Raw genomic sequence first — 19,462 nt, 5'->3', positions numbered from 1 at the left:
TGAAGTTGGAATTTCAGAAGCTATTGAGTAATCAGAAAGAGAACCATTTTGGATATATCCATTTACGGATAAGAAAATGTGACTAATTAATACTATTTTTACGGTGAATACTGTTAGTAAAAAATGAGGATAGTTCGTTTTGAAAGGAGGAAACTAGATGGAATGGAAACCAAATCGTGCAGATAAGACACCTGTATATAAACAAATTGCGGATTATATTGAAAGAGGCATTTCTTCAGGTGAATTTCCTTCTGATAGTAAGTTACCTTCTGAGCGTATGTTAGCAAAGGAATTACAGGTGAACCGGAGTACAATAGTAGCTGCGTATGAAGAATTAAAATCACTTGGAGTAGTAGAACGGCAAAAGGGAAGCGGAACACGGGTCAATACAGACATATGGGGTGTCTCACATAAACGAATACCGAACTGGGGTAGGTACGTGGAGGATGGATCGTTCTTACCTAACGTACCACTCGTTCAACAAATTCGAACGGAAACACAAAAAGATGATTTAATTAATTTAGCAAGCGGTGAACTGTCACCAGAATTAATTCCAAGTGATAGATTTCGAACAATTTTGTCGGAGAAAACATTTATGGAAAACCTCGGTTATGATCATCCACTTGGAAATGAGATGTTGAGAAAAACAATTGCAGCACATGTTCAGCAATATAAACAAATTGAAGCAGATTCAAGCTCTATTCTTATTACGTCAGGAGCACAACAGGCGCTTAATCTTATCGTTCAATGTTTATTAAAACCTGGTGATGCGATCGCGATTGAAGATCCTTCGTATTGTTTTTCGCTTCCAATGTTTAAATCGGCCGGTTTGAACATATTTCATTTACCTGTTGATGAGCATGGAATGAATCCAGATGACTTAATCGATTTGCACAAAAAGCATCGCATTCGTATGGTGTTTTTGAATCCAGATTATCAGAATCCGACGGGGACTGTGCTTTCATTAGCGAGACGTAAAAAAATTTTAGAACTGTCTTCTGAGTTCGGTATACCAATTGTAGAAGATGATCCGTATAGTTTAATCTCTTTTAATGGAGAAGTGAACCCGACATTAAAATCAATGGACCAAAATGGAAATGTTCTTTATATAAGTTCATTATCAAAAATTGTTGCATCAGGATTACGTATTGGATGGATAATTGGTCCTACACGTGTAATTGAGCGTTTAGCAGATGCAAAGCAACAAGTTGATTTTGGCCATAGTGTATTTACGCAGTGGGTAGCAAATCAATTTTTAGAATCAAAGGATTTCCATAAACATATTACGATACTTCGTGGACAATTGAAGCAAAGAAGAGATGTATTAATTGCAGAGCTTGAAGGAACATTGGGAGACCGAGTTGAATGTTTCGTGCCAGAGGGTGGAATACATGTATGGTGTAAAGTGAAAGGAAAGTTTGATGAATATCACTTATTAGGTGAATCTATACAGAATGGTGTCGCATTTGTTCCGGGCAGTGTTTTAGGTTCGAAAAATGAATATATACGATTTACGTTTGGTAGAGCGAATATAGAACAAATTCAACTTGGAATTAAACGGTTTGCCGACACGCTAAATGAGATTTCATAATATGGATGTGTGATAGTGAAATGAGGGAAAGAAATGAAGTACGTGACGCTTTTACTTCAAGTAGGCGTGCTATATGTATTTAGCCTAGTGGGTACGTGGATTCAAGGAGTATTCCATCTATCAATGCCAGGAAGTTTAATAGGGATGTTAATACTGTTCCTGCTCCTTTCCACTCGCGTTTTACCGTTAAAATGGTTTGAGTTAGGTGCGGAAAAGTTAATCGTATTTTTACCGTTATTTTTAATCCCTTCGACAACAGGGCTCATGGAATACGGGTCTTTTCTTTTCAGTAAGGAGAGTATTATATTCCTTTTAGTAGTTGCAAGTACTGTAGTAACTTTGATTGTTTCAGGGTATATAAGTCAATTATTAATAACAACAAAAAAATAAAATCGACAAGGTGCACGATTCAAATGGTCTTAATTATTATTACTGTAGCAATTTATTTCTTGGCGACAAAGCTATATAAAAAATTTACGTTTGCATTTACGTTACCGGTGTTAACAGTTACGGCAATTATGATTTGTTTATTTTTCATTTTTGGTATTTCTCATCATGAGTATAGGGAAAATGGAGGAGACATTCTTTCAAGCTTATTGAGCCCTGCAATTGTAGCATTAGCCATACCTCTATTTAAAGAGCGAAAGATACTTATGAAAAATTTTTTATCGATACTTATTGGAGTAGTGATAGGTATAGTGGCTGTAACGAGTATGAATGTAGTGATTGGCGGAATTTTAAATATAGATAAGGAACTTATATTAACTACTTTACCACAGTTAGCAACGATGCCTATTGCCCTGTCATTAGCGGATCAAATTGGTGGTATTCCATCTATGACTTCTAGTTTTGTAGTTGTTGCAGGAATAACAGGCGCTATTATCGGACCAACAGTACTTAAGTTTTTCAGTATAACAAGTACGATTGGAAAAGGAGTTGGAATGGGCTGTGCATCACATATTATCGGTGTGAGCCGTCTCGTGAAGGAAGGCGAGAAAGAGGCGACAATCGGTTCGGTAACGATGATTGTAACTGGAATACTCATTAGTATACTAATACCGTATGGAACGAAATTTATTTTTTAAATGTAATGGAGATGATAACAATGACAACATGGTTTATAGTTACATTATTTGTTTTTGGAGCTATTAAAGTATTAGTTTCTAGCATGCCCACTTCTGTTGTGGAATCAATTATTAGTAAATTTGAATTGCATCAAAAGCTTGAGGCGGAAAATACTTCTATATCGATAGATGGAAAAAATATAGAGGGAGAAATGAAACTACAAGTTATTCATGAATTTAATGAGGCTTTGTTTTTAGATAAACATTATTTCCCGCCGCACGGAGAAGGGACACCCATAGTCATTGATACGAAGAAAGGGAATAAAGAGATTAGATTTTCGCTATATAGCTATGAAGAACATGTTGATGTCATTAAGCAATATAAGAAGAAAGTCGTTGCCTATCGTTTACGCTCTAAAAGCCTTCAAACATTGGCACCATTAGCAATAACGGAAGAGTATGCTTAAGAAGGGACCTATAATGGTCTCTTTATTTTTTTATCCAATTATATACGTTCCAAATAAAAGAATGAAAAATCATATAACCAAATAAAGAATATGTATGGTTCCAATTCGCGTTATGTACAAATAAACCTAAACTTTCAGCAATCTGTTCAAAAAGGCTAGCACAAATACCGATTGAAATAATAAATAAAATTCTAGAAACTTTAGATAATTTTTTTGAAATGTGTATAAAGATAACTGTTAAAATCGGCAGTACGAACAATGTAAAAGCTATATTAACCGAAAATGTGGATGAGAAGGGCCTAGCCGGAAAGGAATATATTTGTTTATGAACAAAAAAGGCATCTAAGCAAGTTCCAATAATAGAAGAGAGAAAGATTGTAACTACTAATGCTAGAAACTCATTCTTCTTCTCGGAGGAGGACATTTTTCTTTGCGAGAATGGCGAGTTCAATTTTTTCGAGTGTTTTGCAGTAGTCTTCTGTAATTTGTCCATTTATATTTTCCTCCTTATCAACTAAGTAATTTACAACTTGCCAATCGGTAAACCAATCTTCACTGTCAACTTCTTCATGCTTCATATCTCGCCATGCATAGATGAGTGCAGGGCTGTATATGCGATAAGCGCCATTTCGTAACTGGCATTTCTTTATTCGGCGCTTATAAAACTCACGGGAAAAAGATTCATTTACACTTGAAAATAAATGGGGCCAGTAATCTTTCCTTGATCCTGTATGTGGATGGTGTTGAGCCCAGCTTATTATTTGAGATAAAACATGTGTATCTCGAAATAATAATGAGTACAATCTTTTTCCAATTAATATCCGTTCATGTAAGGAAGTGAAATGTTTCATTGTATCACCAAATAGTAATACTTTTTGTTTCTTATCATTTTCGTAGAATGGGAAAAGAATATGATTAAACTGAAAGAAATCAAAGAGTTTAAATCCAATACTATTTAGTACAGTCTTTTTAAATTGTACATTTTGAATCACTCTTTTTTCTAAGTAGTTTTGTTCATTAATAATAGTGGCAATCGCTAAAGTTTTTTTGTTACCTGTTTTCCAAAAATGGTGCCACATCGTTTCCATAAATGTAGAAACATTTAGGTGAGGGAGAAGGTGAAATAACTTTTGTGATCTCTTTACACTTTGTTCGTAAAGTAAAAATTGAGGGTATACATCTTGGAAAATAAGCCAATTCCCTTTTTCTAAAAAAGAAAAAAATATGAATTGATCTTTCTCTGATAAAATTCTCGTATATAAATCCCCCTTTAAATCAGTCATATTCCAACCGCCGTTACGTGATACCATATGTCCAAGCAGTGCCCAATGTATTTCTGGATATTGAATGTAAAATTGGTAGTATGCGCGTGTTCTTGTAACATTATTTTTATTTAGTTGTTCTGTTTGTATTTTAATTTTGTTGATGATGAGTTGTTCTTCTTTCGTTAATTTATACATGGTGTCAGAAGGAATAAGCTTGCTTTTTTGTTTTAATTCATTTTTTATGTCGAATAGGGAGAGAGGCAGTGCTTTGGAAGGTCCGTTATATGTATGATTTGAATTGCTTCGGTCCATTCCGTTACCTCCCTTTTTCATAAATTTAAACATGATTATTGGCTATGAATCATTCTATTTATTTTATTACGAGTATAAGAAATAAATGAGCGGTGTTTTTTTACAAGGAATTTATTTATCATGCAAACAGTATGGAAAATCTTACTGTTGTGAGGTGAAATGAAAAACAGAAACTAAGTTTAATAGTTTCTGTTTTTTTATTTTGTCAATTAAATGTAACAAACGACGATTATGATTTGAATCAATTGAAAATAATTCAATAAATATTATTTAAATTGAGATGTTTCGTAGGAGGAAAAGGAATGTTAAATAAAATAATTTTAATTACTGGTGGTACAGGTTCGTGGGGGCATGAACTTATAAAACAACTATTAGAAAAATCACCGAAAGAAATTAGAGTTTTTTCAAGAAATGAAACGGTTCAGTTTGAAATGCAGCAACAGTTTATAAATGATCATAGGCTAAAATTTATTATTGGAGATATTCGTGATAAAGATCAACTAGTCTATGCATGCCAAGGTGTACATTATGTATTCCATCTTGCAGCTTTAAAACACGTTCCAGTATGTGAGTATTATCCTTATGAAGCTATAAAAACTAACATACATGGTACGCAAAATGTAATTGAAGCCTCTACACAGATGCAAGTTGAAAAAGTTATATATGTTTCAACGGATAAAGCAGCTGATCCATCAAATACGTATGGGATGACAAAAGCAATTGGTGAAAAATTAATGGTTCATGCGAATATACAAACGAAGAAAACAAAATTCATTTGTGTTCGTGGTGGAAATGTTTTAGGAACGAGTGGAAGTGTAGTACCGCTTTTTAAACAACAAATTAAAAGATCTTCAGAAGTAGGGATTACCGATGCGAATATGACTAGATTTTTCTTAACAGTTGAAGATGCTGTTGGATTGTTATTTAAAGCCGTATCTCAAGGTAGAGGCGGGGAAATCTTTGTTATGAAAATGTCGGCATGTAAAATAACAGATTTAGCGGAAATATTAATTGAAGATTCAAAAAAAGAAAATATTAAGGTGAAAGAGGTAGGGATAAGACCGGGTGAAAAATTAAGTGAAATGCTTCTATCTGAGGTAGAGAGTAAAACAAGTATAAGTTTTGATCAAAATTATTTTGTGGTACTACCGACGATTCCTATCGAAGGACTTCAAGAATATTATTCTAGCTATCCGCTAGTGGATGTGAAGAGTTTTAGTTCTCAACAAGATTTACTTGCAAAACATGAGGTGAAACAAATGCTATTAAAAGGAGGGTTTTTGCGATGAAAAAAAATGCGAGCCTTTTAATAACTGGTGCAAATGGTTTCACAGGCCGCCATGCTTGCCACTATTTTTTAGAGCAGGGCTTTCATGTAATTCCTATGTTTCAAAATCGTGCACATAGAGAAAAAATTAGAAATGGTATTACGTGTAATTTAACTAATAAGAGCGAAGTAATGAAGGTAATGAAACAAATAAAGCCAGACTACGTATTGCATTTAGCGGGAAGGAATTCGGTTATAGAATCTTGGACAGCTGCTCTTGAGTATATAGAGATTAATGTAATAGGAACGTTATATTTATTAGAAGCAATTAAGCAAGAAGCCTCGCATTGTAGAACATTAGTTATAGGATCTGCTTTGCAAGCAGATAGTATGAACGAAATGAAAATTTCAAATCCATATAGTTTAAGTAAAACGATGCAAGTCATTATTGCAGAGGCTTGGGGAGGATTAATGGATTCAAATATTATCATTGCAAAGCCCTCAAACTTAATTGGTCCAGGGGTATCGAATGGTATTTGTTCGATTCTCGCAAAGAAAATAATAGATATAGAATCAGGTAGAAGTAAGGCTATTATCGAAGTAAACAGTTTGAAAGATAGTAGAGATTTTCTAGATGTACGTGATGCGGTCAAAGCGTATCATGTGTTATTACGAGATGGAATAAATGGAAAACAATATAATATCGGATCAGGAGTAAAACGATCTTTATTAGATGTACTAGAACAATATAAAGAATTAACACAGCTAAATTTTTTTATAGAGGAAACAGAGAAAAGTGGGAGCGACTCAAATGAGAGTTTAGCAACAGAGGAAATAAAAAATTTAGGTTGGATCCCAGAAATTGAATTTCATCAATCATTAAAAGATGTACTTGAGTATGCGAAGTGTAGTGACATCTGCGTGCAATGAAAAACAAAAAAGGGTGTAAGAAATATATGAATGGTTATGAAGTAATAGATAATCAAAATACGCTATTTCTTTCAATTGTTGATACGCTGGACTGGAGAGATGAAGAAGCGCATGTATTGCTTATTTATGAGGCAATACATAAATATCAAGCGTATGTAGAAGAAAAAAGGGTTAATCGAATAAAGTCAGCATTAGAGACGGAAACTAGATATGTGATTCAAATCTTTGCTCAATACGAGTGTAGTGAGTATGGAAATGATTTTTATGAACTCATTAACGATCTTTTACAAGATATAGAGGTGGAGTTAAAGATTTATATAAAAAATAATAAGTTTATTTACATTTAAAAGGTAAAGAGAAAGCTAGATTTTTAATAATAAAGGTGGGTATAAGTTATGAGCAAAACGATTCTTTTTACTGGGGGCGGTACAGCCGGACACGTTATGATTAATATTGTATTAATTCCTAAATTTATAGAGAAAGGCTGGAGAGTCGAGTATATTGGATCCAAAAATGGAATTGAAAAATCATTAGTGCAAAATGTTAAATACAATAGTGTTTCAACGGGAAAGCTTAGGAGATATTGGGATTGGGAGAATTTTAAAGATCCTTTTAAAATTATACGCGGTTGTTTACAAAGTTATAATTTAATTAAGAAAACAAAGCCTGACGTTATCTTTTCAGCAGGAGGATTTGTTTCAGTTCCTGTAGCTATAGGAGCATGGTTAAATCGTGTGCCTATAATTATACGTGAACCAGATAGCACATTAGGGCTTGCCAATAAAATAGCATTACCTTTTGCTACAAAGCTATGCACAACATTTCCTCAGACAGGAGAAAATGTAAGTAATGAGAAGAAGGTTTATGTAGGACCAATTGTAAGGGAAGAAATTGAGAAGGGTAACGTATTACGAGGAAGAAGATATTGTGAATTTCAGCAAGATAAACCAGTATTATTAATTATGGGTGGGAGTCAAGGTGCTAAGTGGATAAATGATATGGTAAGGGAATGTTTAGATACAATACTATTAAACTTTAATATTATTCATATATGTGGTAAAGGGAAGGTAGACCCATCTATTGGCATGGAGGGATATATGCAATTTGAATATATAGGCGACGAGTTGCCGCATATACTAAATATGGCAAGTGTTGTAGTTTCTAGAGCGGGTTCTACTGCTATTTCTGAATTGTTATTTTTGAAGAAACCGATGTTGCTTATCCCGTTAACTAACAGTTCCAGTAGGGGAGATCAAGTTTTAAATGCTGAATATTTTTCACGGCAAGGATATGCTGAAGTTATACTCCAAGACAGAGTAAGTACGAATACATTTATACATGCAGTAAATAAGTTGTATACAAATAAGGAGAAATATATTCAAAACATGAATGGATATAAGAAAACAAATGATGAGGGAATTCATCAAATAATAGATATAATAAATGAAGTGGTGAAGTAATAGAAATGTAAATAGAAAAACAAAAGGAAAGAAGGTATCTTCTTTCCTTTTTGCTATATTTGTTCTAATTAGTTATGTACTATGGGTGAATGCCGTTTTCTAATAGCTCAGTAAATGCATGAATATGAATAGGTTTACTGTAATAATAACCTTGAATAAACTGACATTTATTTTTTTGAAGGAAATTTACGTGCTCTTTCGTTTCTACACCTTCAGCAATGACAGACATTCCTAATGTATTTGCTAATGTGATGATCGTTTTAATAATTTCCATTCCATCATCACATGTTTCAGACATTGTAATAAATTCTCTCGGGATTTTTAACGTATCAATTGGATACAAAGGTAAGTAGGCTAGCGAAGAATAACCTGTACCAAAATCGTCGATAGAAATGTGAATCCCTAAACTTTTTAGTGTACGCAGTTTTATCAATGTTTCTCGCTCATCCATCATTGCAATTCGCTCTGTTAATTCAAGATCAAGAGAGCTTGCTGGTAAACCTGTATTTGTTAAAGTAGAAGAAATAGATTTTACAAAATCCTCTTGTTCAAATTCCTTAGCAGATAAATTTACACCTATTTTTAAATGTGAATATCCGAGTGCGTGCCAACGTTTCATTTGTTTACAAGCCTGCTCTAATGTCCATTTACCTATTGAAATAATTTGTAGTGTTTCTTCTGCAATCGGAATAAACTCGTATGGAGAAATAATACCTAATTCAGGATGATTCCACCTAATTAAAGCTTCTGCACCGATAATTTTATTAGATTCACTATCAACTTGAGGTTGATACAAAAGGAACAATTCTTCATTTTGTAGTGCGTTTGGTAAATCTTTTTCTAATCGCAATCGTCTTTCAATTTTTTTAGCGATTACATCGTCATAAATAGATACAGAGTTAAGTTCTTTTGCTTTTGCATCATACATTGCAACATTAGCGTTTTTCAGAAGTGTAGCGGTATCGATTCCGGAATGTGGATAAATAGCGATGCCGATACTCAGTGATAAAGTTAATTTATGCTCATGTATGATAAATGACTTTTTCATGCATTTAAATAATTGGTTACATAATTGGAATAAGTAATCTTCGTCAGTATAGTTTTCAATTATGATTGTAAATTCATCGCCACCGATTCTTGAAAGATGAGTATGTGATGGAAGACATGATTGGAAGCGCTTTGCTACTTCTTCTAATATGTAGTCTCCTGATGAATGTCCAAGTGTATCGTTAATTGCTTTAAAGCGATCTAAATCTAAATATAATAATGCAAACTCGCTTTCTGTTATTTCAGCATTTTTTATAACTCTCTTTAATTTCTTATGGAAAAAGGCACGGTTACCAATTTTCGTTACAGTGTCATGGAATGCTAAATATTTTATTTCTTCTTGCTGTTTTTTTAGTGCAGTAATATCTTTCACCATAATATAACTTCCTGAAATTTGTCCGTCTATTATAATAGGAATGATTGTAACGTATAAAAAATAAGTAAAGCCATCTTTATATTGAGAACTAAGTTGTAAGGATGCCGATTCTTGTTGTTTCACTTTCTCTAACGCCAATGCTAGCTTATGCTTATCTTCATCTAAAATAATCGAAAAACAAGTTTCACCGAGTAACTCATCTGTTGGTGCTCCAAGTAGTACACTCCCAGCCTTATTTACATTTAAGAATATTCCATTTAAATCAATGGTGAAAATAGGGTCAGGATGATATTCATATAATGATTTAAACTTTTGCTGTTTTTGAGAAAGAGCCTCTGATTTATGAACTAAATCAGAAGTCCGTAAAGTAACTTTTTCTTCTAGTTGGGCATTAAATGCCTGCAAACGTTTTGTTAAGGAATTGTTTTGCATACGTACGATAGAATGACGAATGAGTACGAAAATAAAAGTAATACAATTTCCTGTAATGAGAGTTGAAGATGATGTTTGTTCTTTTAATGTAAACCCGATTAGTATTGCAACAGCAAGATAGGGAAATACAACTAAAGCTTTTTTTCCTATTATAGGGTTTACAAGGAAATAATTTCTATGGCTATTATGATCTTCTGAAATAGAGCCAGCTATTGCAATAAGTAATATAGGTATTCTATATAAAAGACGTAATAATATTATCGTTTCAGTTGATAAGTGGTTATTTAAGTAAAAATAAATATAGTTAAAAGTTGCAGAACTTATTAATACAAAAATAAAGATATAAATTTTCCGTTTGGAATTAAAAATTGTTGGACGGAAAAAGAGACTAACACCTAGCAGTAGAAATAATAAATCTGCAATTGGGTATAAAAATGAAAGGAAAACATCTCCTAGTGAAAGAGCGAATATATTTAAATTTGGTTGATTAAATAAATACCATTCTAATGTAAATATGGAAGTAAGCACTATGCATATATCACAAATAAAGAACGCTTTTTCCCATTTATTGCATTCCTTTAAGATTTTATAGCAGAAAGCGATAAGACAGAAAAATAGAAAAAACATGTAAAATACATCAGAAACCGTAAAACGATGTATTGGAATTTCGAAGAAGCTATCTTGATATGTATATACTATTTTCCCTAATAAAAAACTACCAATTGCTATTGTAATACATATCCAAAACGGATTTGAACTGACTTTTTTAGAATATATAGAGTAAATCAGTGATACAAATGTAATGGCTTCAACGACAAGTGAAGCGAAGCGTACATCTGAATTTGAAAAATGAGTAGGGAACAGATAGAAAAACATAAAATAGATTGAATAGCATATTAATGTTCCGATTAATATACATAATTGTAAATTTTTATTTAATTTCAATGAAATCACCTTCTTTAATTATGCACTATGTTCGTTATATCTATACATAATAATATTATTTAAGAATTGTATCAGATTTCCTTATAAAAATCATGTTTATAAGGAAAGTGTTAAAGAGTGTAAGTATTCTTAAGGTTGAAAAAATATTGCGGTTGATAGTATAGACTGTATCAAGACTTTAAATAGAAATTGTATATTTAGTCATCCTTTGAATTGTAAAGTTTTTTTAGTGATTTGTAAGTGGAGATGCAAAATTGCATATAAAATGATGAGTATCTTTTTTTGGTGAGCTTTTTATTTTTAATCTGAAGATTAATATTTGTGAAAATGTTGAGAAAAGATATAAAATAAGAACGTGTATTCTTACAGAGTGGAATAGTATTGCCACTAAATAGGGAGGCTTTTTTATGATATATCGAATTAAAGATGCAGAAATATACTATGAAATTGTGGGAGAGGGTAAACCGGTCATTATCATACATGGCTGCGCCCCTGACCATAGGTTAATGATGAAATGTATGGAATCAGTATTTCAGAAATATGAAGGTTATAAGCGAATATATATTGATTTACCTGGAATGGGAAAATCGAATGCTCCAAATTGGATAAATAGTTCAGATCGTATAGTAGAAGTGCTTATCACATTTATTGAGGAAATCATTTCTACTGAAAAATTTTTATTGGTAGGAGAATCATATGGAGGCTATTTAGCCAAAGGTATACTTGCAAAGATGTTTGAGAGAGTTAGCGGATTACTATTAGTATGTCCTGTTGTTGTAGCGGAGCCAGAAAAAAGGATTCTTCCAGATAAACAGGTAATTGTACAAGATGAGGAATTTTTAAATACGCTCACTTCCACAGAAAGAGAGGAGTTTTGTGAGTTAGCTGTAATAGCAAATGAATATACATATAAGCGATTTAAAGAAGAAATTAAGCCTGGGTTAGATGTTGCTAATTATGAATTTATTGAAAGGTTGCAAAAGAATTACTCTCTTACTATGGATTTTCAGCATGAAAAATATGAAAATCCCGTTCTTTTACTGACTGGAAGACAAGATATATCAGTAGGTTATCAAAATATTATAGAAATTATTGAAGAATATCCAAGGGCAACATTAGCAGTGTTAGATATGGCAGGGCATAATTTGCAAATTGAGCAGCCTGAATTATTTGAGAGTTTAGTAGGAGAATGGATTAGACGAACAAATCAGCACAGTTTATAAAGTATTTTAGTATTACCCCTAAGTGTTGAAATGGGATAAATGAACGTGATTTATTAACTTATCTCGCTATTTGCCGGGCAGCCCGATTAGTGAGGGCTGATTAAAGTTTCACTTTATAAAAAATTTTAAGGAGAAATTATGAGCACATATATTTATATGGTTAGACATGGTGAATCACCAAAACTAGAAGGAAATGAAAGAATGCGTGGATTAACTGAGAGGGGACATATGGATGCCCGTAGAGTAACTGACATATTAAAAGCGGAGAGGATTGATACTTTTATTTCCAGTCCTTATAATCGGGCTATGCTAACGATAGAGGAGTCAGCTAATTTCCATGAAAAAGAAATAGTAGTATATGAAAATCTTAAAGAGTGTATGTTTTCAAGTGAGGATCAGGTTATATCAGACAAAGAGGTGTATCCACTTGTACAGAAGATGTTCTCTAATCCGGACTTTGCACGAACGGAAGGAGAGTCATATGCAGATTGCCAGAGAAGAGTAGTGAAAGTATTAAAAGAAATCTTAATGGATTTTCGAGGATGCAAAATTGTAATTGGTACACATGGGCTTGTCATGACATTAATGATGAACTATTTTGATAAACAATATGGTTTTGAATTTTTAATGAATACGTCAAAACCGGATATATATAAGATGGAATTTAAAGAAGAACAATTAATGAATGTAGAGAGATTATGGAAAGCTGAATAAAATTAGTTGCATGGATTTTGTTGTAAAAGTTACTTTTATAGCAAAGTCTTTTTTTGAATAGAAAGCATCTTTATCAACTATTGTTAGAATGTTAAATAAATAAGTAATTATTCAGTCTTTGAATAAATTATGGAGAAATTGGTTTAGGGAAACAATTTTAAATGTGTCAAAATTCCAAACGTTGGATTTATATTCAATAGGAGAAAAAGATGTAGAATTTTGTCTTACAGTCCCCGTTTACTTTTCATTTCATTACATATAGGCTTTGTGGTGTAAGGGAGGACATTGCCTTTACGTAAAATCTATAAGGAGGTCATTGTAATGAAACAGATTAAAAAGTTTGCGGGAGTTGCTTTAGCGGGGACGATTGGATTAAGTGGATTACTGTTTTTAGAACCAAGTGTAAGCGTTGCGGAAGCACAGCAAGTGAAAGTAGAAAATTTCAATACAATTGATGTAACGATGAATCTAAATGAATTGTATGTATTAAGTGGCAGAAGCATTGATATTCTTTCTGGAGATAAAGAAGCAATTCAGTTAAATAAATACACAATTAGTTTTAATAAACCTGGGAAGTATGTGATTAAAGTAAATGGCTGTATTTATGATGATGTATATACTTTTATTGTAAATGAGTAGTATATATTCTTAAATTGCGAGATAAAAACAGAAACACCCTATTTGCGATGAGAGTCGTAAATAGGGTGAATTTATTTGTATTAAGCTGTACTTTAAATATGTTCACTAATTTTCTTTTTGTTATGTAAAAGTGTTAACAATGTAAATGAAATATACATCTTCATAGTCAAAAAAGTTAAAATATTTCGTTTTAAGGATTATAATGGAGGGAGGAACATAAAAGGGAGTGAATGAACTTGAAACAAGAACTTATTGAAAGATTTACGAGATATGTAAAAATTGATACGCAATCAAATGAAGAAAGTCATACAGTACCAACAACACCAGGACAAATTGAGTTTGGTAAGTTATTAGTGGAAGAGCTAAAAGAAATTGGTTTAACAGAAGTAACGATGGATGATAATGGCTATGTAATGGCAACACTTCCAGCTAATACGGACAAGGATGTTCCTGTAATCGGATTTTTAGCCCATTTAGATACGGCAACAGACTTTACAGGGAAAAACGTCAAACCACAAATTCATGAAAATTTTGATGGTAATGCAATTACGTTAAATGAAGAGCTAAATGTTGTGTTAACACCAGAGCAGTTCCCGGAATTACCATCATATAAAGGACATACCATTATTACAACTGATGGTACAACACTTCTAGGAGCAGATGATAAAGCTGGTCTTACAGAAATTATGGTTGCAATGAACCATTTAATACATAATCCACAAATTAAGCACGGGAAAATAAGAGTAGCATTTACACCGGATGAAGAAATTGGTCGTGGGCCAGCGCATTTTGATGTAGAAGCGTTTGGTGCATCATTCGCTTATACGATGGATGGAGGTCCATTAGGTGGTTTAGAGTATGAAAGTTTTAATGCTGCAGGTGCTAAGTTAACGTTTAACGGAACGAATACACATCCTGGAACAGCAAAAAATAAAATGCGCAATGCTACTAAACTTGCTATGGAGTTTAATGGGTATTTACCAGTAGAAGATGCGCCAGAATATACAGAAGGCTATGAAGGATTCTATCATTTACTTTCTTTAAATGGTGATGTTGAGCAAAGTAAAGCATATTATATTATTCGAGACTTTGATCGTGAAAATTTTGAGGCACGTAAAAATAACGTTAAAAATATTGTGAAGACTATGCAAGAAAAATATGGCGAAGATGCAGTCGTTTTAGAAATGAATGATCAATACTATAACATGCTTGAAAAAATTGAACCGGTAAGAGAAATTGTTGATATTGCATATGAAGCAATGAAAAGTTTAGACATTGAACCAAATATTCATCCGATTCGCGGAGGCACAGATGGATCACAATTATCATATATGGGATTACCGACGCCGAATATTTTCACTGGTGGTGAAAACTATCACGGTAAATTTGAGTATGTTTCGGTAGATACTATGGAAAAAGCCGTTCAAGTTATTGTGGAAATTGCAAGACGTTTTGAGGAGCAAGCTTAAAAAAGAACCAAGTAGTACGAATGTGCTACTTGGTTCTTTTAATATAGTACTCGCCACAAATAAAAAGTCGCATAAGACTCCCAATTAGCCCAGTTTGCCGCGAAATCTTTTATTTCATTTTTTGTCGGTTTATTTTCGGAACCTGTTATAAATTTAATTGCATTATGCAGACCAACATCATCAATTGGAAAAGCCGAAGGAAATCTTAAACAACGCATTAAAACATAGTTGGCAGTCCATGGTCCTATACCATGGATAGCAGTTAATTGTTTCTCAGCAACCTTTACATCTTGTGTTTGCAGTAAATCCTCTTTTGATAATTTTCTCTCTGTAATAAGCTTCGCAATACCGATTAAATATTCACATTTTCTAGTCGTCATTTTTAATTGTTGAAGATTTTCTACATGTAGATTTGCAATTGTTTCAGGTGATGGGAATATCCAATGTTTTCTACCGTCCCATTCTACATAACTTCCAAATTGCTCAACTAATCTCCTTTTTAGTGTATAAGCATATGTTAGGTTAATTTGTTGACCGATAATTCCCCAGGAAAGTGCCTCAAATAAGTCTGGAATGCCTAAAGTACGAAGGCCATAATATTGTTCAATTGGTCCTTGAAGGAGTAAATCATGTTTAGCTAATGTATAAAATGGGGCTAAATCAGTAGTTAAATCAAACCATTCTTTTACATAGTTAACTACAGCTTCACGTATCGATTTTTCAGATGTATATGGTTCTTCTAAACAACGTATTTGAATATTCCCATCTGTATTCACACTAATTTCAACTAAAGGATTTACATCTTGAACAGGGATAACTTTATAAATTTTGTTATCTTCAATATGGAACATACATTCATTGTTAGAGCGTGATAGATAACGTAAATTTTCTTGGAAACAAAATTCTTTTGGAACTGCTATAGATAATACGCTATTATATTCTGCTGTCATATGAATTCCACCTGCAACTTTTCTAATGTAAGCAATTTTTTCTTCATTTCTAATCCACCCCTAAATCCGGTTAGTTTCCCATTCTTCCCAATAACGCGGTGACAAGGAATGGTGATAAGAAGAGGGTTAGCAGCAATAGCAGAAGCAACGGCGCGCACAGCTTTAGGTTTTTGAATTCTTTCAGCAATTTCTGTATAAGAATATGTCTTTCCATAAGGAATTTCACGTACCGTATTCCAAACAGATAATTGAAAATTAGTTCCATAAGCATCGATAGGAAATGTAAAAGTTTCTCGCTTGTTTTCTAAATACTCGATAACTTCTTGCGTATATATTTGCAAGTAATCTGGACTATGGGTCAATATATGTTGGGGCAGTTTTTTTCTAGCCCATATATTTAATTCTTCAAAGTTTTCGTCTTGTGATCCAATGAAACATAGTCCGTTTTCAGTTGCAGCAATATGAAATCGCCAATTTTTATGTGTAAGTAGCGTCCAATATATATAATTATTTTTGTAGGAATTCATTATCGTATCCCTCTTTCATTTCGTTCTTTTTTCGATATTCAGTAGGAGTAAATCCGGTTTTCTTTTTAAATAAAGTTGCGAAATACTCTGGGTTTTCTATCCCGACAGCAGTACTAATTTCTTTAATAGATTGATTTGTGTGTAAAAGGTATTCGGTTGCTTTAAGAACCCTGAATTGTTGTATATATTCTATAGGAGTTAACCCTATTATTCTTTTGAAAGTACGTTGTAAATGAAAAGGGCTACCGTGACACATTTCCGCAAGCATGTCGAGAGTTAAGGATTCGTCATAATGCTTTTCGATATAGTCTTTAATTTGTTCTACCCACTCTTCATTAGGTAAAGTGATCCCATTTGGCTTACAACGTTTGCACGGGCGAAAGTTCTCACTTAATGCTTGCTCTGCATGATGAAAAATTCGTACATTGTTTCTATTCGGTATTCTTGATTTGCATGATGGTCTGCAAAAGATTCCAGTTGATTTCACAGCATAAAAGAATTTGCTATCATAGGAAGAATCATTATGAATAATTGCTTGCCAATACTCATTTGTTAATGTAACTCCTTCATTGTGCATAGAACATCACCTCTGAAATTAGTATAACCTGAATAAAGTGCGTATGTATGTATTCATAAATGTAAGAGCAAGATTACAAAGGTGAAAATATGATTGTTTTCTATTTTGTGATAGCATGAAATTTGGAAATAAACATCAAGAGGAGGACTATAAATGAAGTTAATTTCATGGAATGTAAATGGTTTGCGAGCTGTTATCGCAAAAGGTGGATTTTTGGAATATCTTGAGGAATCAAGTGCTGACATATTTTGTCTACAAGAGATTAAATTACAAGAAGGGCAAATTGATTTAAATTTAGAGGGATATTATACATACTGGAATTATGCTGTGAAAAAAGGATATTCAGGAACTGCTATTTTTTCGAAAAAAGAACCGCTTTCAGTTACATATGGTTTAGGCATTGAAGAGCATGATCAAGAAGGGCGACTTATTACTTTAGAATTCGAAGATTTTTACATGATAACGTTATATATACCAAATTCAAAACGTGGATTAGAACGATTAGATTACAAAATGAAATGGGAAGATGATTTCAGGTCCTATATCAAACGATTAGATGAGAAGAAACCAGTTATTTTTTGTGGAGACTTAAATGTTGCTCATAAAGAAATCGATTTGAAAAATCCGAAAAGTAATCGTGAAAATCCTGGATTCTCTGATGAGGAACGAGAGAAATTTTCATGTATTTTAGAAGAAGGATTTATTGATACATATCGTTACCTTTATCCTAATCAAGAAGGTGCATACTCGTGGTGGTCGTATCGTATGGGCGCGAGAGCGAAAAATATCGGATGGCGTTTAGATTATTTTGTTGTTTCGGAAAGAATGAAAGACCAAATAACAGAAGCGAAAATTAATAGTGAAGTAATGGGGTCAGACCATTGTCCAGTTGAATTACATATAAATTTCTAAAAAAAAGAAGTATCTCCCTAATATTAGGGAGATACTTCTTTTTTTAATTCAGTTTGTTAAAATTTTTCAAATCATTCTTGAAATAATTTCATATTAAATATATACTTAGTAACGATAATCATTATCAGTGAAAATGATTATCAAGTGATGAAGGCGTAAAAGAATTATAGTCTAGGGGAAGTGAACGGGAATGAGTTCTGGATAAAATTATTAATCTAATGAAATATATATATGGGACAAGGTTCATATAGTTAAATTTTATTGAGAATATAGTTTGAAAATTCGAGAGGAGACATATAAAGATGAACAAGAAATTATTTACTTTAGGGATGGTTACAGTTTTAAGTGTAGGTTTAGCGGCATGTAATAGTGCGGATAAAACTTCAGGCGAGCAAAAACAACAGACAAAAGCTACGGAAACGAAAAAAGATGAAAAACGAAAAATCACATATTTAGGTAAAGAGTATACAGTGCCAGCAAAAGTAGATAAAATTGCGACAGCTAGTTTAGAGTCAATGGAAGATGCGGCAGTACTTGGAATTAAACCAGTTGGTGCCATTACTGTAGGTGGTAAATTACCAAAATATCTTGAAAAAGAGTTAGAAGGTGCTAAATCTGTTGGTGAGAAAATGCAACCCAATTTCGAAACATTACTACAATTAAAACCAGATGTTATTACATCGAGTACGAAATTCCCAGCAGAAACAGCTGAAAAGTTTACGAAAGTAGCTCCTACATTCCCGGTATCACACGTTTCAACAAATTGGGAAGATAACTTAAAGTTAATGGGAGAATTAACTGGTAAAAAAGATAAAGCCGAAAAAATTATTAAGGATTACAATTCGGACGCTGAAAAAGCAAAAGCAAAACTAGGAGATAAGTTAAAAGATAAAAAAGTACTTGTCATAAGACTAAGAGCAAACGAATTATTCCTATATCCAGAAGGAGTATACTTCAATCCTGTAATTTATAAAGATCTTGGACTAACTGCTCCAGAACAATTGAAAACTGTAAAAGCACAAGAGAAAATTTCATTTGAAAAACTTGCTGAACTTAACCCAGATTATATTTTCTTACAATATGAGGCAAGTGAAAATAAAAACCCGAAAGTGTTAGAAGAAATTGAAAGTAATCCAATTTGGCAAAGTATGAATGCTGCGAAGGAAAAGAAAGTATTTGTAAATGTTGTAGATCCAATGGCACAAGGTGGTACAGCTTGGAGTAAAACAGCATTCTTAAAAGAAGCCGTGAAAAATTTATCTAAATAATACAATAAGTAAGGTGCGTTGAATGAT

20 protein-coding genes are annotated in these 19,462 nt (G+C 32.9%); 14 read left to right on the top strand and 6 right to left on the bottom strand.

Features of this window, described 5'->3' with window-relative positions; translation table 11 throughout:
- Window positions 1-157 precede the first annotated feature (157 nt).
- Genes pdxR through ACTFR3_RS09855 form a run of 4 tightly spaced genes read left to right on the top strand, consistent with a single transcriptional unit; the run spans window position 158 to window position 3,122 of the window.
- Complete coding sequence (gene pdxR / locus ACTFR3_RS09870; protein ID WP_000454965.1) at window positions 158-1,591, top strand: MocR-like pyridoxine biosynthesis transcription factor PdxR; 1,434 nt, start codon at window positions 158-160, stop codon at window positions 1,589-1,591.
- A gap of 33 nt (window positions 1,592-1,624) precedes the next feature.
- A complete protein-coding gene (locus ACTFR3_RS09865; RefSeq protein WP_000878488.1) occupies window positions 1,625-1,981 on the top strand; it encodes a CidA/LrgA family holin-like protein in 357 nt (118 codons plus the stop codon).
- A gap of 23 nt (window positions 1,982-2,004) precedes the next feature.
- Window positions 2,005-2,676 carry an LrgB family protein gene (locus tag ACTFR3_RS09860; protein ID WP_000242939.1) on the top strand — a complete coding sequence of 224 codons (672 nt, stop codon included), beginning with the start codon at window positions 2,005-2,007 and terminating at the stop codon, window positions 2,674-2,676.
- Window positions 2,677-2,696: 20 nt separating this feature from the next.
- Complete coding sequence (locus ACTFR3_RS09855; RefSeq protein ID WP_000214634.1) at window positions 2,697-3,122, top strand: YfmQ family protein; 426 nt, start codon at window positions 2,697-2,699, stop codon at window positions 3,120-3,122.
- 22 nt (window positions 3,123-3,144) lie between these two features.
- On the opposite strand, the gene ACTFR3_RS09850 is transcribed toward ACTFR3_RS09855, so the two are convergent.
- Both ACTFR3_RS09850 and ACTFR3_RS09845 read right to left on the bottom strand, forming a co-directional pair.
- Window positions 3,145-3,546, bottom strand: coding sequence for a CBO0543 family protein (locus ACTFR3_RS09850; RefSeq protein WP_033687074.1), 402 nt, complete (start codon window positions 3,544-3,546; stop codon window positions 3,145-3,147).
- Window positions 3,521-4,699, bottom strand: a complete 1,179-nt coding sequence (locus tag ACTFR3_RS09845) for a DUF2515 domain-containing protein (RefSeq protein WP_440044394.1) — start codon at window positions 4,697-4,699, stop codon at window positions 3,521-3,523. Before ACTFR3_RS09845 ends, ACTFR3_RS09850 begins: the two co-directional genes overlap by 26 nt.
- A 302-nt stretch (window positions 4,700-5,001) precedes the next feature.
- Between ACTFR3_RS09845 and ACTFR3_RS09840 the strand changes: the two genes are divergently transcribed.
- The 4 genes from ACTFR3_RS09840 to ACTFR3_RS09825 are packed head-to-tail and all read left to right on the top strand — an operon-like array spanning window position 5,002 to window position 8,356.
- Window positions 5,002-5,988 (top strand): UDP-N-acetylglucosamine 4,6-dehydratase family protein, encoded by a 987-nt coding sequence (locus tag ACTFR3_RS09840; protein ID WP_440044393.1) that lies wholly within the window; start codon window positions 5,002-5,004, stop codon window positions 5,986-5,988.
- Entirely contained in the window at window positions 5,985-6,896 is a 912-nt protein-coding gene (locus ACTFR3_RS09835) for an NAD-dependent epimerase/dehydratase family protein (RefSeq protein ID WP_000739078.1), read from the top strand. Before ACTFR3_RS09840 ends, ACTFR3_RS09835 begins: the two co-directional genes overlap by 4 nt.
- The gene (locus ACTFR3_RS09830) at window positions 6,893-7,243 is read left to right on the top strand and encodes a DUF6572 domain-containing protein (RefSeq protein WP_002164458.1); all 351 of its coding nucleotides are present in this window, start codon (window positions 6,893-6,895) and stop codon (window positions 7,241-7,243) included. Before ACTFR3_RS09835 ends, ACTFR3_RS09830 begins: the two co-directional genes overlap by 4 nt.
- Before the next feature lie 48 nt (window positions 7,244-7,291).
- Complete coding sequence (locus ACTFR3_RS09825) at window positions 7,292-8,356, top strand: undecaprenyldiphospho-muramoylpentapeptide beta-N-acetylglucosaminyltransferase (RefSeq protein WP_000047562.1); 1,065 nt, start codon at window positions 7,292-7,294, stop codon at window positions 8,354-8,356.
- 79 nt (window positions 8,357-8,435) lie between these two features.
- Here the strand turns inward: ACTFR3_RS09825 and ACTFR3_RS09820 are convergent, their stop codons facing one another.
- Window positions 8,436-11,156: a sensor domain-containing protein gene (locus ACTFR3_RS09820; RefSeq protein WP_000773561.1), complete on the bottom strand. Its 2,721-nt coding sequence runs from the start codon at window positions 11,154-11,156 to the stop codon at window positions 8,436-8,438.
- A gap of 407 nt (window positions 11,157-11,563) precedes the next feature.
- On the opposite strand from ACTFR3_RS09820, the gene ACTFR3_RS09815 reads away from it, so the two are divergent.
- From ACTFR3_RS09815 to pepT, 4 genes are all read left to right on the top strand, one after another.
- Window positions 11,564-12,379, top strand: coding sequence for an alpha/beta fold hydrolase (locus ACTFR3_RS09815; protein WP_000640334.1), 816 nt, complete (start codon window positions 11,564-11,566; stop codon window positions 12,377-12,379).
- Window positions 12,380-12,517: 138 nt separating this feature from the next.
- On the top strand, window positions 12,518-13,093 hold the full coding sequence (locus tag ACTFR3_RS09810; RefSeq protein ID WP_000109179.1) for a histidine phosphatase family protein: 576 nt from the start codon (window positions 12,518-12,520) through the stop codon (window positions 13,091-13,093).
- 321 nt (window positions 13,094-13,414) lie between these two features.
- Window positions 13,415-13,732 carry a hypothetical protein gene (locus ACTFR3_RS09805; protein ID WP_000809495.1) on the top strand — a complete coding sequence of 106 codons (318 nt, stop codon included), beginning with the start codon at window positions 13,415-13,417 and terminating at the stop codon, window positions 13,730-13,732.
- A 236-nt stretch (window positions 13,733-13,968) separates the two neighbouring features.
- Window positions 13,969-15,201, top strand: a complete 1,233-nt coding sequence (pepT, locus tag ACTFR3_RS09800) for a peptidase T (protein ID WP_002164459.1) — start codon at window positions 13,969-13,971, stop codon at window positions 15,199-15,201.
- A gap of 38 nt (window positions 15,202-15,239) precedes the next feature.
- On the opposite strand, the gene ACTFR3_RS09795 is transcribed toward pepT, so the two are convergent.
- Genes ACTFR3_RS09795 through ACTFR3_RS09785 form a run of 3 tightly spaced genes read right to left on the bottom strand, consistent with a single transcriptional unit; the run spans window position 15,240 to window position 17,255 of the window.
- Window positions 15,240-16,151, bottom strand: coding sequence for a DNA glycosylase (locus tag ACTFR3_RS09795; protein ID WP_000123521.1), 912 nt, complete (start codon window positions 16,149-16,151; stop codon window positions 15,240-15,242).
- A complete protein-coding gene (locus tag ACTFR3_RS09790) occupies window positions 16,148-16,678 on the bottom strand; it encodes a methylated-DNA--[protein]-cysteine S-methyltransferase (protein ID WP_001089840.1) in 531 nt (176 codons plus the stop codon). The genes ACTFR3_RS09795 and ACTFR3_RS09790 overlap by 4 nt, the downstream gene beginning before the upstream one ends.
- Window positions 16,659-17,255, bottom strand: coding sequence for a bifunctional transcriptional activator/DNA repair enzyme AdaA (locus ACTFR3_RS09785; protein ID WP_000551322.1), 597 nt, complete (start codon window positions 17,253-17,255; stop codon window positions 16,659-16,661). The genes ACTFR3_RS09790 and ACTFR3_RS09785 overlap by 20 nt, the downstream gene beginning before the upstream one ends.
- 153 nt (window positions 17,256-17,408) lie before the next feature.
- On the opposite strand from ACTFR3_RS09785, the gene ACTFR3_RS09780 reads away from it, so the two are divergent.
- Together ACTFR3_RS09780 and ACTFR3_RS09775 are read left to right on the top strand one after the other, a co-directional pair.
- Window positions 17,409-18,167: an exodeoxyribonuclease III gene (locus ACTFR3_RS09780; RefSeq protein WP_440044392.1), complete on the top strand. Its 759-nt coding sequence runs from the start codon at window positions 17,409-17,411 to the stop codon at window positions 18,165-18,167.
- Window positions 18,168-18,469: 302 nt separating this feature from the next.
- Window positions 18,470-19,435: an iron-hydroxamate ABC transporter substrate-binding protein gene (locus ACTFR3_RS09775; protein ID WP_001035506.1), complete on the top strand. Its 966-nt coding sequence runs from the start codon at window positions 18,470-18,472 to the stop codon at window positions 19,433-19,435.
- Window positions 19,436-19,462 lie beyond the last annotated feature (27 nt).

It is taken from the genome of Bacillus cereus group sp. MYBK14-1 (genome assembly GCF_051916885.1).
GTDB lineage: Bacteria > Bacillota > Bacilli > Bacillales > Bacillaceae_G > Bacillus_A > Bacillus_A cereus.
The sequence above is the reverse complement of the archived record's forward strand: the minus strand, read 5'-3'. Positions and strand labels throughout refer to the sequence as shown.

Coding starts and splice junctions, on each gene's coding strand:
- pdxR (WP_000454965.1), top strand. CDS start 158: ATGGAATGGAAACCAAATCGTGCAGATAAGACACCTGTATATAAACAA.
- ACTFR3_RS09865 (WP_000878488.1), top strand. CDS start 1,625: ATGAAGTACGTGACGCTTTTACTTCAAGTAGGCGTGCTATATGTATTT.
- ACTFR3_RS09860 (WP_000242939.1), top strand. CDS start 2,005: ATGGTCTTAATTATTATTACTGTAGCAATTTATTTCTTGGCGACAAAG.
- ACTFR3_RS09855 (WP_000214634.1), top strand. CDS start 2,697: ATGACAACATGGTTTATAGTTACATTATTTGTTTTTGGAGCTATTAAA.
- ACTFR3_RS09850 (WP_033687074.1), bottom strand. CDS start 3,546: ATGTCCTCCTCCGAGAAGAAGAATGAGTTTCTAGCATTAGTAGTTACA.
- ACTFR3_RS09845 (WP_440044394.1), bottom strand. CDS start 4,699: ATGGACCGAAGCAATTCAAATCATACATATAACGGACCTTCCAAAGCA.
- ACTFR3_RS09840 (WP_440044393.1), top strand. CDS start 5,002: ATGTTAAATAAAATAATTTTAATTACTGGTGGTACAGGTTCGTGGGGG.
- ACTFR3_RS09835 (WP_000739078.1), top strand. CDS start 5,985: ATGAAAAAAAATGCGAGCCTTTTAATAACTGGTGCAAATGGTTTCACA.
- ACTFR3_RS09830 (WP_002164458.1), top strand. CDS start 6,893: ATGAAAAACAAAAAAGGGTGTAAGAAATATATGAATGGTTATGAAGTA.
- ACTFR3_RS09825 (WP_000047562.1), top strand. CDS start 7,292: ATGAGCAAAACGATTCTTTTTACTGGGGGCGGTACAGCCGGACACGTT.
- ACTFR3_RS09815 (WP_000640334.1), top strand. CDS start 11,564: ATGATATATCGAATTAAAGATGCAGAAATATACTATGAAATTGTGGGA.
- ACTFR3_RS09810 (WP_000109179.1), top strand. CDS start 12,518: ATGAGCACATATATTTATATGGTTAGACATGGTGAATCACCAAAACTA.
- ACTFR3_RS09805 (WP_000809495.1), top strand. CDS start 13,415: ATGAAACAGATTAAAAAGTTTGCGGGAGTTGCTTTAGCGGGGACGATT.
- ACTFR3_RS09795 (WP_000123521.1), bottom strand. CDS start 16,151: ATGACAGCAGAATATAATAGCGTATTATCTATAGCAGTTCCAAAAGAA.
- ACTFR3_RS09790 (WP_001089840.1), bottom strand. CDS start 16,678: ATGAATTCCTACAAAAATAATTATATATATTGGACGCTACTTACACAT.
- ACTFR3_RS09785 (WP_000551322.1), bottom strand. CDS start 17,255: ATGCACAATGAAGGAGTTACATTAACAAATGAGTATTGGCAAGCAATT.
- ACTFR3_RS09780 (WP_440044392.1), top strand. CDS start 17,409: ATGAAGTTAATTTCATGGAATGTAAATGGTTTGCGAGCTGTTATCGCA.
- ACTFR3_RS09775 (WP_001035506.1), top strand. CDS start 18,470: ATGAACAAGAAATTATTTACTTTAGGGATGGTTACAGTTTTAAGTGTA.